The 12,474-nt window shown below is 64.6% G+C and carries 9 protein-coding genes; 5 read left to right on the plus strand and 4 right to left on the minus strand.

What is annotated here, in order from left to right:
- Positions 1–120: 120 nt before the first annotated feature.
- The 4 genes from DFO68_RS13960 to DFO68_RS13975 form a co-directional block, all read right to left on the minus strand.
- Positions 121–912, minus strand: coding sequence for an RnfABCDGE type electron transport complex subunit B (locus tag DFO68_RS13960; RefSeq protein WP_133484244.1), 792 nt, complete (start codon positions 910–912; stop codon positions 121–123).
- A 9-nt stretch (positions 913–921) separates the two neighbouring features.
- Positions 922–2,964, minus strand: coding sequence for a methionine--tRNA ligase (metG, locus tag DFO68_RS13965; RefSeq protein ID WP_133484245.1), 2,043 nt, complete (start codon positions 2,962–2,964; stop codon positions 922–924).
- Between the two features lie 129 nt (positions 2,965–3,093).
- A complete protein-coding gene (thiI, locus tag DFO68_RS13970) occupies positions 3,094–4,569 on the minus strand; it encodes a tRNA uracil 4-sulfurtransferase ThiI (RefSeq protein WP_133484246.1) in 1,476 nt (491 codons plus the stop codon).
- A 237-nt stretch (positions 4,570–4,806) separates the two neighbouring features.
- Positions 4,807–5,088, minus strand: a complete 282-nt coding sequence (locus DFO68_RS13975; protein ID WP_133484247.1) for a hypothetical protein — start codon at positions 5,086–5,088, stop codon at positions 4,807–4,809.
- 248 nt (positions 5,089–5,336) lie between these two features.
- On the opposite strand from DFO68_RS13975, the gene DFO68_RS13980 reads away from it, so the two are divergent.
- The 5 genes from DFO68_RS13980 to DFO68_RS14000 all read left to right on the plus strand — a co-directional run.
- Entirely contained in the window at positions 5,337–6,878 is a 1,542-nt protein-coding gene (locus DFO68_RS13980) for a TolC family outer membrane protein (RefSeq protein ID WP_133484248.1), read from the plus strand.
- 98 nt (positions 6,879–6,976) lie between these two features.
- Positions 6,977–9,142 (plus strand): type I secretion system permease/ATPase, encoded by a 2,166-nt coding sequence (locus DFO68_RS13985; protein ID WP_243726524.1) that lies wholly within the window; start codon positions 6,977–6,979, stop codon positions 9,140–9,142.
- Complete coding sequence (locus DFO68_RS13990) at positions 9,142–10,569, plus strand: HlyD family type I secretion periplasmic adaptor subunit (protein ID WP_133484249.1); 1,428 nt, start codon at positions 9,142–9,144, stop codon at positions 10,567–10,569. The genes DFO68_RS13985 and DFO68_RS13990 overlap by 1 nt, the downstream gene beginning before the upstream one ends.
- Positions 10,569–11,174, plus strand: a complete 606-nt coding sequence (locus tag DFO68_RS13995; RefSeq protein WP_133484250.1) for a response regulator transcription factor — start codon at positions 10,569–10,571, stop codon at positions 11,172–11,174. Before DFO68_RS13990 ends, DFO68_RS13995 begins: the two co-directional genes overlap by 1 nt.
- Before the next feature lie 167 nt (positions 11,175–11,341).
- Positions 11,342–12,474, plus strand: a 1,133-nt coding sequence (locus DFO68_RS14000) for a retention module-containing protein (RefSeq protein ID WP_133484251.1), incomplete at its 3' end; no start/stop codon positions are given.

Genomic DNA, 12,474 nt, shown 5'->3' on the forward strand with positions numbered 1-12,474 from the left:
GGGATGGCATCGGTAGCGCCCAGGGAAGGGTTTACAGCGCCTCCTCGATGGTCCGGCATTCCGGGGCCTGCCGCCGGATCAGCCCCGAGCGGTAAGCAGTCAGTCCAAGTCTCGAATCATTTAAGAGCGCTTAGCGCCTTCCAGCGCCTTTCGCGCTTCATCAAGCAGCCGGCTGGCGCTATCGACCTGCCCCCGGGCCGCCTCGATTGTGCTGGCCTCTCCCTGGCGCTCGGCGTGGGCCAGCTGCTGCCTGGTCCGGCGCAGGGCCTGTTCGGCGGCCTTGACGGCCAACTGTCGCCGACGCTGCAGGCCCGGGCCGGCGGCGCTGCCCGCTCCGGGCCGCTGGCGAAGCAGTCGCTTCTGGCGCTCTAGGCGCCTCTCACGCGCCTCCCGGGCCAGGCGCTGCTGACGGGCGCGATGGCGACGGCGGCCCTGCTCAGCGCGGCGGGCCAGGTAGGCGTCGCGCTTGTGCTCGCTCTCGGCGGCCTGCCAGGCGGGGTGAGGCAGCAGGTCGATGCAATCCACGGGGCAGGGCGCCACGCACAGCTCGCAGCCGGTGCATTCATCGACGATGACCGTGTGCATGCGCTTGGCGGCCCCCAGGATCGCATCCACCGGGCAGGCCTGGAGGCACTTGGTGCAGCCGATGCACTCGGCCTCGCGGATCACCGCGGCCAGCGGCGACTGGGCGGGCTCGGCCAGCGGCAGCGTTGCACGACCGGTCAGCGCCGCCAGCCGGGCCACGGTGGTGTCGCCGCCGGGCGGACAGCGATTGATCGTCTCGCCGTCGACGATGGCCTCGGCATAGGGGAGACAGCCGGGCTGGCCGCACTTCCCGCACTGGGTCTGCGGCAGTTCGGCATCGATGGCGTCGATCAGCGCGGCCCGGGGGCGGTCGTCCTTCGTCGTCACCACGGCCTCTCAGCGCACCCGCTGGCCGGGCTCGGCGCCGGCATCCGGGCCGAGCAGATAGATGCCCTCGGCATTGCCGGCCGCCAGCACCATGCCCTCCGAAACGCCGAAGCGCATCTTGCGCGGCGCCAGGTTGGCGACCATTACCGTTAGCCGTCCCTCCAGGGCTTCGGGGGCATAGGCGGAACGAATCCCGGCAAACACGGTGCGAGTCTCGCCGCCCAGGTCTAGGGTTAGCTTGAGCAGCTTGTCGGCCTTCTCGACATACTCCGCCTGGGTGATACGGGCGATGCGCAGGTCGACCTTGGCGAAGTCATCGATGTTGATCTGGTCGGCAATGGGTTCCTCGATCAGCGGGTTCTTAGGCGTTGCCTTGAGTTTCTGCTCTTCCACCAGATCCTCCTTCGAGGCCGTTATCATGGCATCGATCTTGTCGCGCTCCACGCGGGTCATCAGCGGCTTGAACTTGGCGATCGCGTGGTCGACCAGCACCTCGCGACGGCTCTCCCAGTCGAGGGTGTCGAGACCCAGGAACGCCCGGGCACCCTCGGCCATGGCCGGGACCACCGGCGCCAGGTAGACCATCAACTGGCGGAACAGGTTGATCCCCACCGAGCAGATCTCGAGCACCTCCTGCTCACGGTCGGGCTGCTTGGCCAGCACCCAGGGTTCGGCCTCGGCGATGTAGGTGTTGGCCTCGTCGGCCAGTTCCATCACCTTGCGCATGGCGCGCCCGAACTCGCGATCCTCGAAGTCCTCGGCGATGCGGTCGCCGGCGGCGATGAAGTGGGCCAGCATCTCCGGTTCGGCGCAGTGCGCCGAGAGCCGGCCATCGCCCAGCTTCTTGACGAAGCCGGCGCAGCGGCTGGCGATGTTGACCACCTTGCCCACCAGGTCGCTGTTCACCCGCGCCGCGAAGTCTTCGAGATTGAGGTCCAGGTCGTCGACCCGTGAGGTCAGCTTGGCAGCGAAGTAGTAGCGCAGGTACTCGGGGTTGAGGTGGTCGGCGTAGGTCGCCGCCTTGATGAAGGTGCCGCGCGACTTGGACATCTTGGCGCCGTTCACGGTAACGAAGCCGTGGCAGTTGACCGCGGTGGGGGTGCGGAAATCGGCGCCGTGCAGCATGGCTGGCCAGAACAGCGCATGGAAGTAGACGATGTCCTTGCCGATGAAGTGGTAGACCTCGGCGTCGGAGTCGGGGCCCCAGTAGGCGTCGAAGTCCATTCCCTGACGCTCGCAGAGGTTCTTGAAGCTGGCCAGGTAGCCGATCGGCGCGTCGAGCCAGACGTAGAAGTACTTGCCCGGCGCATCGGGGATCTCGAAGCCAAAGTAGGGAGCATCGCGGGAGATGTCCCACTCGTTGAAGCCCGACTCGAACCACTCCATGAGCTTGTTGCGGATCTGTGGCTGGACATGGTCATCGTCGATCCACGTCTTCAGGAAGTCGGCGAAGTCCGGTAGCTTGAAGAAATAGTGGGTGGAGCTTTTCACCTCTGGTGCGGCACCGGAGATCGCCGACACCGGGTCGATCAGCTCGGCCGGCGTATAGGTGGCGCCGCAGGCCTCGCAGTTGTCGCCATACTGATCCTCGACCTTGCACTTGGGGCAGGTACCCTTGATGAAGCGGTCGGCCAGGAACAGGCCTTTCACCGGATCGAACATCTGCTCGATATCGCGGGTGGCAATATGTCCCTTGTCGCGCAGCCGGGTGTAGATCAGCTCGCTAAAGTGGCGATTCTCCGGGGAGTGGGTCGAGTGATAGTTGTCGAAGGCTACCCCGAAGCGGGAGAAGTCGGTCTGGTGGTCGCGGGAGACCCGTTCGATCAGCGCTTCGGGGGTGATGCCCTCCTGCTCCGCCCGCAGCATGATCGCCGTGCCATGAGCGTCGTCGGCACACACGTAGTAGCACTCATTCCCGCGGCTCTTCTGGAAGCGCACCCAGATGTCGGTCTGGATGTACTCCAGCAGGTGGCCCAGGTGAATGGCGCCGTTGGCGTAGGGCAGGGCGCTGGTGACCAGGATCTTGCGCGAGGCGCGGGCGGTGTTCGACATGACGGCTCAGAGTATCCTGTTGAAAATCAGCCCATCATTGTAGCCATCTTCGACGCCCACTGCACCCGGCGCCCCTCGCTGAAGCCAACTGCGATAGCCCTGATAACTCCAGAGCGTGCGGATGCCTGCTCAGCAGGCGTGGCGCAGGACACCGAAGTGCTCCATCCCGCGATCCTTCAGATGCAGCGCCTGCATGCGGCTCATCACTCCCTGGTCGCAGTAGAGCAGGTATTCGCGGTTCCCAGGCAGGGTCGCTGCCTGGTCCTGCAGCTCGTAGAAGGGAATCGCCAGGCAGGGCACATCGGCAATCTCGAGCGGTGCCGCCTCGCGTTCGCCCGGGGGGCGAATGTCGATCACGCTAACCGCCGGCATCCGGGCCAGCGTGGCCAGGGAGTCGACGATGGTCACCTCGCCTGGTGGGCGCTGGCCCACCAGCAGGCGGCTGGCGCGGGTCACGGTGGCGGCCTCAATGGCGGCATCGAGTACCGTGAAATCGAAGTCGGCCTCGGCGGCGAGCACCTTGTCGGCGGGTGCCCGGGTGTGGGGGCGACGAGAGATGACCCCGCAGTATTCGGGCATCTGTTCGGCGAAGCGCGCGGTATCGATGCGGCGGGCCGTGTCGATGATCTCCTGCTTGTCCTCCGTGAGCAGCGGCCGCAGGATTGGCCGTTCGCTGGCCGCGTCAATCAGCGCCAGGTTGGTCAGCGTCTGGCTGGAGACCTGGGCGATGGCGTCGCCGGTGACCAGTGCCAGGATACCCTTGCGGGCAGCGACGCGGTTGGCCGCACGGACCATCATGCGTTTGAGGATCACGCCCATCAGGCCATCGGGAATGCTGCGCAGGATCTCCGCGACCACCTCCTCGAAGGGCACCGAGGTGAAGTCGACGTTGTGGGAGGCGCTGTAGCGCTGCCAGAGGTGGTGGGTGACCTCCCGCACGGCGCTCTCGTGGGCCGGGCCGCCGAGGTTGAAGAACAGGTAGTGGGTCTTGATGCCACGGCGCAGCATCCGCCAGGCCGCCACCGGCGAGTCGAAGCCTCCCGAGACCAGCGCCAGGGCCTGACCCTGAACCCCCAACGGATAGCCCCCTAGACCCGGGCGGCGTGAGCGAATCAGTTGCAGCCAGTGGTGGGTCAGCTCCACTGAGACCACGATCTCGGGGTGGTTGAGGTCAACCCGTGCCGTGGGCTCGGCTGCAAGCAGGGCGCTACCCAGGTGGCGTTCGAGATCCACAGACGAGAAACCGTGGTTCCCCCGACGCTTGGCCCGCACCCGGAAGCGGCGCCTGGCGATGGCCGCCTTCCAGTGCGGGACGATCCAGGCGGCGGCCTCGTCGAGCGAGCTGCAGGGCACCGCCTGGGTGGCCAGCACCTCATGAATACCCGGGATTCGGGTTAGGATATCCTCCATCTCCTCTATGCGGCCCTCGGGCAGGGTGTTGGGCAGGCTCACACGAAGGGCATCCCAGCCACCCTTGACCCGCACCCCCTCTATCTGTTTGCGCAGGATGTTGCGCACATTGCTGGCCAGGCAGCGAATCATGTGCTGGCGCACTGAACGGGACTTGATGGTGATCTCGGGGTGGAGCTTGAGCAGATAGGTCATTCGATAGGAACAGCAGCAACAAAGTGTGCGGTATTCTACCAAGGGCGGGCAATCAGGGGCAGGTCTGGCCGGAACGGGGGACGATGAGGCCGCTTTAAGCCACTTTTTCGCTTTAAGCCACTCTCTTGTGAAAGAGAAAGAGCTCTCTTGAAAGCGCTCTTTTGAATTGAAAGCCCTCCCGGCTCGGTGGCCGGGAGAGGGCAGAGCAGGGCGTGCCGAGCCGAGCCGAGCCGAGCATCAATAGAGCGCCTGCTCCTCCTTGACCACTTCCTTGAGCAACTCGAGGAAGAGCCGGTCGGCTTCGGAGTGTTCCTGGGGATCCTCGGGGATATGCACGCTGGTGGTGTCGGAGATCTCGTTGGCGATCCGCGCCATCACATCTCCCTGGCCCGGCTCGCTGAGCTGACGACGGGTGATTTCCAGCGACTGCTCGAGGATCTTCGGGTCCTGCAGAAGCTTCTTGATGAAGCCCCGCAGTTCGTTGATCACGCGTGTCTTCTGGATTTCCGATGAGGCCATGACATTCTCCTTGGCTGACCATGCCGTTTCGGGGACCGATCTGACGATACCACGTTTGCCGTCGGACGTGGCTGTCCGGCGAGCGTGCCGTCGCGGTCGGGGCGGTAATGCCTTGTCGGTCTTGTCTTATATCAATTGTCTACCTTTTCCTGCCCGCCTCGCGCTCTTCAGCAGTGGACAAAATATCCTGTCAGGTTAGGCTGGATGACACTGATCGGACCATCGCCATCATGAATTAGGGAACACGCATGACATGCTCTATCGATCCAGTCAGTAGCATCCGGGGGCGTCGCCTTGCCTCCACCCTCGCCCTGGGGGCGTCGCTGGCATTGTTGCCCCTCGCTTCAGCCGTGGCGCAGTCCCTGCCGGCCGGCCTGACGGCACCGGGGAGCAGTGATCTCCACCAGGTGGTCCAGCAGGCGATCACGACCAACCCCGAGGTTCAGGCCGCATGGAATGGCTTTCGCGCCTCCGGTAACGATATCGGGGTGGCGCGCGGCAACTATCTCCCCAGCGTCGATGTCTCGGCAGGGATCGGGAGGGAGGGTCGGGAACTCGATGGCCGCGGCCGTTATGATACCAACTACGCGGAAGTGACGATTACCCAGATGCTGTGGGATGGCCTAGCCACGGCCAACGAGGTCGAGCGCCTCGATCGCGCCCAGCTGGTGCGCTACTACGAACTGCTGGGAACCAGCGAGGATATCGCCTTGCAGGCGACGCGCGCCTACCTGGATGTGCAGCGCTATCGGGAGCTGGTGTACTTGGCGCAGCAGAACTACGCGGATCACATGCAGGTCTTCAACCAGATCGAGGAGCGGGTGGCCTCTGGCGCGGGGCGTCGCGTTGACCTGGAGCAGATCAGCGGCCGCCTGGCGCTGGCCGAGTCGAATCTGATGACCGAAGCCGCCAACCTGCACGACGTGACGGCACGCTTCCAGCGTATCGTCGGCCACCTGCCGGCGGAGAACCTGGCCCCTGCGCCGCAGATGAACGAGCGACTGCCGGCGGATGTCAACCGGGCACTCGAGATGGCCTTCCAGGGCAACCCCGAGTTTCATGCGGCCATCGAGAACATCCAGGCCTCGCGGGCCGAGCGACGCGGTACCCGCTCGGCCTTCCAGCCGCGCCTCGATCTGCGCGGTCGCACCGGCACCTACAAGAACAACGACGGCAACTACGACATGGTCGCCAACGGTGAGCAGCGGAATCGCCATACCATCGAGTTGGTCGCCAGCATGAACCTCTATAACGGCGGCAGCGATCTGGCCTCCTTCCGGGCTGCCAGCGACCGGGTCGAGCAGGCCATCAATCAGCGCGAGAAGGCCTGTGTCGACGTGCGCCAGACCACCCAGATCGCCTACAACGACACCCAGCGTCTGCGCGAACAATTGCGATACCTCAATGAACATCGCCAGTCCATCGACCGGGTGCGCGGTGCCTACGCCCAGCAGTTCGATATCGGCCAGCGCACCCTGCTCGATGTCCTGGACAGCGAGAACGAGTACTTCGAGGCCAGTCGTGCCTATGCCAATGCCCAGTATGACGTGGCGCTGGCGGATGCCCGGACCCTGGCCGCCATGGGCCAACTGATGCAGACGCTTGAGGTGCGGCGCGACGATCTGCCGACCCTGGCCGAGCTGGGCAGCGACGGGGTGGAGCTCGACCCTGACACGGTCTGTCCGGCACGCGGCCCACAGGGGTTCACGCTCTCCGACTTCATCGGCCAGACCCCGGCACCGGCCCGAACGCCGGATGTCACCCTCTCCGTCGAGTCAGCCCTGCGCTGAACGGCTGATCCATGACGCATCGCGCTGGCCAGCGCGGGATGCCGGCCTGTCTCGCCCCGCCCTGATCGCGGCGGGGCTTGTCGATTCTCGAGGTGGTTGTGTCGCAGAAAGAAGCGCTGGATTCTGGCCCTTCAAGGTCAGCAGTACATGATGAATTACTCGAATGCCTGCAGACCATTGCGCAGGTTCATGGACATGAGGTCACGGCCGAATCGCTGACCGCGGGTCTTCCTCTCGACGATGGCCGCCTGACGCCCGGCGTCTTTGCGCGTGCGGCATCCCGTGCCGGGCTCACCTCACGGCTTGTGAAGAGCCGCCTGGTGCAGCTCAATCCCGCCCTGTTTCCCGCCGTGCTACTGCTCGAGCCGGGCCGCGCCTGTGTGCTTCTGGCCCTTGACCTCAAGGCGCGCTGTGCGCGGGTCGTCTTCCCCGAACTGGGCGATGCCGAGACCGAGGTGAACCTCGATGATCTCCAGGCAAGTTACAGCGGCCAGGCCATCTACGTGCGACCGCGTTTCCGCTTCGATGCCCGTGGCCCCGAGGTGACACGTCAGCGCTCGCGGCACTGGTTCTGGGGCGTGATCCGCGAGAACCGCAAGCTCTATCGCGACATTATCGCCGGCTCGGTCATCATCAACCTCTTTGCCGTAGCAATGCCGCTGTTCGTGCTCAATGTCTACGACCGGGTGGTGCCGAATCACGCCACCGAGACGCTGTGGGTGCTCTCAGCGGGGATCTTCATCGTGCTGTGCTTCGACCTGGCCCTGCGATTGATGCGCAACGCCTTCGTCGACCTGGCGGCCAGTCGCGCTGACGTCAAGCTATCGTCGTCGATCATGGCCCGGGTGCTGGGGTTGCGCATGGAGGCGCGACCGGCCTCCACCGGCTCCTTCGCCTCGACCCTGCAGTCCTTCGAGTCGGTACGCGCCTTCATCGGCTCGGCCACCGTGGTGGCGCTGGTCGATCTGCCCTTCGTGCTGATGTTCGCGGCGATCATCGCCTTGATCGGCCCGCCCCTGGTGATCCCGGTGCTGGTGGGCATCGTCTTTGTGCTGCTCTACGCCATGGCCGCCCAAGGCAAGCTGCATGAACTCTCCGAGACCACCTGGCGGGTCAGTGCGCAGCGTAACGCCACTCTGGTTGAAGCAGTGTCACAGCTGGAGACGGTCAAGACGCTGCGCGCAGAGAGCCGCATCCAGGGCACCTGGGAGAAGGCCACGGCCTTCCTGTCGCGCACCTCCGCCCAACTGCGCCTGGTCAGCTCTTCGGTGGCAAGCGTGGCTCTCTGGGCTCAACATAGTGTCGCGGTGTGCGTGATCATCATCGGCGTCTACCAGATCATCGAAGGTAACCTGACCCAGGGGGGGTTGATCGCCGCCTACCTGCTGTCGTCGCGGGCCATGGCGCCGATCAGTCAGGCGGCGGCGCTACTGGCGCAGTACCATCAGTCTTCGACGGCACTGCAGTCACTCAATGACGTGATGGAGCGGCCGGTGGAGCGCCCCGGCGGCAAGACCTTCATCGACCGCCCGGTGGTACGGGGCGAGATCCGCTTCGACAAGGTCTCCTTTCGCTACCCGGAGGCGGAGCGCGATGCCCTGCATGATGTCTCGGTGATCATCGAGCCAGGCGAGCGCGTGGCCCTGCTGGGCCGCGTGGGCTGCGGCAAGACCACCCTCAACAAGTTGCTGCTGGGGCTCTATCAACCCACCGCCGGCGCGATAATGATCGACGAGGTGGATATCCGCCAGTTCGATCCCCTGCAACTGCGCCGCCATATCGGCTATGTGCCCCAGGATGTCAGCCTGTTCTTCGGCTCGTTGCGCGACAACATCATCGCCGGTGGCGGCAGCGACGGCGTCGATGACGAGGCGCTGCTGCGTGCCATCAAGCTCAGTGGCCTGGACGGTCTGGTCAATGCCCATCCCCAGGGGGTCGACCTGCCGGTGGGCGAACGGGGACAGATGCTCTCCGGTGGCCAGCGTCAGGCCGTGGCCATTGCCCGGGCCATGATCCATGACCCGCGTATCCTGCTGCTCGACGAGCCCAGCAGTTCAATGGACCATGCCAGCGAGGAGGCCTTCAAGGCCAACCTCAAGGCCTACGGTCAGGGCAAGACGCTGATCGTCGTCACTCACCGCACGTCACTGCTGTCGCTGGTTGATCGTATCTTGGTCATTGATGCCGGCAAGGTGGTGGCCGACGGGCCGCGGGACAAGGTGGTGGAGGCCCTGCGCAAGGGGCAAATCGGGAGGGCACATTAATGGCAACCTCGAAAAGATCCCCCGAGCAACAGGGCTTCGAGGCCATCGGTCGCTTCTCCCAGGCGGGTGGCAGGCCCTTCCGGCCTTTCATCGACCGGCTCTTTGCCAAGCGCGTCACTGCGACCCACCTCAATCGCGACTGGGCCAGCGATGCCGACTGGGCCCGTCTGCAGCAGGACCCCATTCGCGCCCGCGGCTTTCTCTACGTGGTGGTGCTGGCCGTTGTCGCCCTGCTGGTATGGGCCAGCGTCGCCTCCATCAACGAGGTGACCCGTGGCATGGGTCGTGTGATTCCTTCCAGTCAGCTGCAGCGGGTGCAGTCCTTCGATGGCGGGGTAGTCCAGGAGATACTGGTCGAGGAGGGGGAGCGGGTCGAGGCCGGCGAGCTGCTGATGCGTATCGATCCTACCCGCTTTCTCTCCAATTTTCGCGAGAACCGCGCCACGGCCCAGTCCCTTCAGGCGCGGGCCGAGCGGCTGCGCGCCCTGGCTACCGGATCGCCGTTTACCCCCTCTGATGAACTGGTCGACAAGGCCCCCGAGATCGTCAACCAGGAGCGTGAACTCTATCAGAGTGCCCTGGAAAAGCTGGCCGAGGAGAAAAGCATCCTTCAGGAACGCCTTGCCCAGCGGCGCGCCGAGCTCGAGGAGGCCAAGTCGCGGCGTGATACTGCCGCCAGGGAGCTGGCCATGGCCAGCCAAGAGCTCAATCTGACCCAGCCTCTGTTGCAGTCCGGCGCCGTCTCCGAGGTCGAGGTGCTGAGGCTCCGACGGGAGGTTTCAAAGGCCAGAGGTGATCGCACACAAGCGGCGGCCCAGGTGGAGCGCCTGCAGTCGGCGATCGAGGAGGCCCAGGCCCAGCTGCGCGAGGTCGAACTCAAGGCGCGCAACGAATGGCGCACCGAACTCTCAAGGACGTTGGGCGAGCTGGCGGCCCTCGATGAATCCAGCACCGGCTTGCAGGATCGAGTACGGATGTCTGAGATCCGCTCGCCGGTGGATGGTGTGATCCAGCGCCTGAATGTCACCACCCTTGGCGGCGTCGTCCAACCGGGGCAGGAGGTAGTCGAGATCGTGCCCACCAACGACGCCTTGCTGGTGGAGGCGCGCATTGCGCCCCAGGACATCGCCTTCCTTCACCCCGGCCAACCGGCAACCATCAAGCTCACCGCCTACGACTTTGCCATCTACGGGGGGCTCGAGGCCAAACTCGACCATATCAGCCCCGACACCATCACTGACGACGAAGGCAACACCTTTTATCTGGTGCGGGTGCGGACGGTGAAAAACGCACAGAAACACAAGGATATGGAGGTGATCCCAGGGATGATCGCCCAGGTGGACATCAAAACTGGCAAACGCACCGTGATGCAGTATTTGCTCAAGCCTGTGCTGCGGGCTTGGGGTAACTCCATGGGAGAACGATGATGGCACAGATCTTCGTCTGTCAGGGGCGCGACGGGATTCCGCGTTGGCGGGCGGCCTTCGCCGATGCCCGTCTGGTCTCGCCGCAACAGGCCAGGGCCCAGGCTGGGAAGGGCGACATAGTATGGATCATGAGCAATATCGAGGACTGGTTGCGGCTGATCCCCCTGTTCGCCGGCCGTGGTGCCACCGTCAATGTATTGAGCTACGCACCTAGCTCGATGGAAGCCCTGAGGGCCTTGAACGCCGGCGCACGGGGCTACGCCCATGCCCTTTCCCCTCCCGAGGTGCTGAAGCAGATGGACGTCGTGACCCGTCATCAGGGGATCTGGGTGCTTCCCGAATTGCTGGCTCAGGTGATGGGCGGCGCTTACCGGGCGTTGGGAGTGGAGTCCCAGCAACTGGACGACGCCCTCTCAGGGTTGACTGATCGCGAACGGGCGGTAGCGCTGGCCGTGGCGGAAGGGCAGAGCAACAAAGAGGTGGCGCGCCGGCTCGAGATTACCGAGCGGACCGTGAAGGCCCATCTCGGTGCGATCTTCCGCAAGCTCGGGGTGCGCGACCGGCTGCAGCTGATTCTGCGGCTTGCCCAGCGCGAAACCGTGTGAGGTTGCGCGACGTCTGATCACAGCGTTGGCTTGACATTTTTCACGTCAAAGACGAATCCCTGCCCAAGAGTACAATATTTTTTCCCCGCCACCTGGCCTAGCTTAGTAGCATCTATTGTTGTTCCGTGGGCGATTTCACACTCGCTTCGTACGCAGGGAGCCATTTCATGACCATCGCCATCATCATTTTCATCCGCGGCCAGGCCTGGGCACGTGACGAGGACGGCAATCTTCGTGAACTGCGTGTGGGGGATACCCTGCAGGAAGGCGAGACGCTCATCACCTCGACCAACGGCCAGGTTCAGCTCGATTTCTATGACAACCTAGCTCCTACTGTGATCGAAGGCGGGCAGGAGGTCGTCATGACCCTCGATCTTGCTGCTGAGCCACCGGTGACTGCTGAAGATGCCAGCGTCCAGGATGCCGATCTCGAGGCGCTGCTCACGGCCCTTGATGAGGGCGAGGGTGACCTGCTGGAAGAGCTGGATGCCACTGCGGCTGGTGCCGGGGCTGGTGGCGCCGTGGGTGGAGGGCACGATTTCGTGCGTTTAGCGCGGATCAACGAGAATCTAGATCCACTGACTTTCGAGTTCGCCACTACGGAGACTGCGGGGGCGGAGTTTGAAGATGGTGTTGCAACGGCAGTGGCCGAAGTCGATGCCGTTGTGCAGCCAGTGAACGACGGCCCGACCATCGACGTGACCGCGGCGCCTGCGTTCAACGAAAACGACGCCGTGGCGGGCCAGAGCGTGGCCACCTTCAGCGCCAGTGACGAAGAAGACGGCGCGCTTACCGCCAGTGCCGGTCAAGTCACCTTCAGCCCAGGCAGCAACGACGCCGGTTACTACGCCTTCGACGGCGAGAACGTGGTGCTCACCCAGGCCGGCGTCGACGCCATCAACGCCGGCACCGAGCTGCCCGCGGTGAGCCTGACCGCCACCGACAGCGCCAACGCCACGACCCAAGATAGCGATACCCCGAGCTATGTAGCGCAGAACGACGGCCCGACCATCGACGTGACCGCGGCGCCTGCGTTCAACGAAAACGACGCCGTGGCGGGCCAGAGCGTCGCCACCTTCAGCGCCAGTGACGAAGAAGACGGCGCGCTTACCGCCAGTGCCGGTCAAGTCACCTTCAGCCCAGGCAGCAACGACGCCGGCTACTACGCCTTCGACGGCGAGGACGTGGTGCTCACCCAGGCCGGTGTCGACGCCATCAACGCCGGCACCGAGCTGCCCGCGGTGAGCCTGACTGCCACCGACAGCGCCAACGCCACGACCCAAGATAGCGATACCCCGAG

This window comes from Halomonas ventosae (assembly GCF_004361885.1).
Taxonomy (GTDB): domain Bacteria; phylum Pseudomonadota; class Gammaproteobacteria; order Pseudomonadales; family Halomonadaceae; genus Halomonas; species Halomonas ventosae_C.

Coding starts and splice junctions, on each gene's coding strand:
- DFO68_RS13980 (WP_133484248.1), top strand. CDS start 5,337: ATGACATGCTCTATCGATCCAGTCAGTAGCATCCGGGGGCGTCGCCTT.
- DFO68_RS13990 (WP_133484249.1), top strand. CDS start 9,142: ATGGCAACCTCGAAAAGATCCCCCGAGCAACAGGGCTTCGAGGCCATC.
- thiI (WP_133484246.1), bottom strand. CDS start 4,569: ATGACCTATCTGCTCAAGCTCCACCCCGAGATCACCATCAAGTCCCGT.
- metG (WP_133484245.1), bottom strand. CDS start 2,964: ATGTCGAACACCGCCCGCGCCTCGCGCAAGATCCTGGTCACCAGCGCC.
- DFO68_RS13975 (WP_133484247.1), bottom strand. CDS start 5,088: ATGGCCTCATCGGAAATCCAGAAGACACGCGTGATCAACGAACTGCGG.
- DFO68_RS13995 (WP_133484250.1), top strand. CDS start 10,569: ATGGCACAGATCTTCGTCTGTCAGGGGCGCGACGGGATTCCGCGTTGG.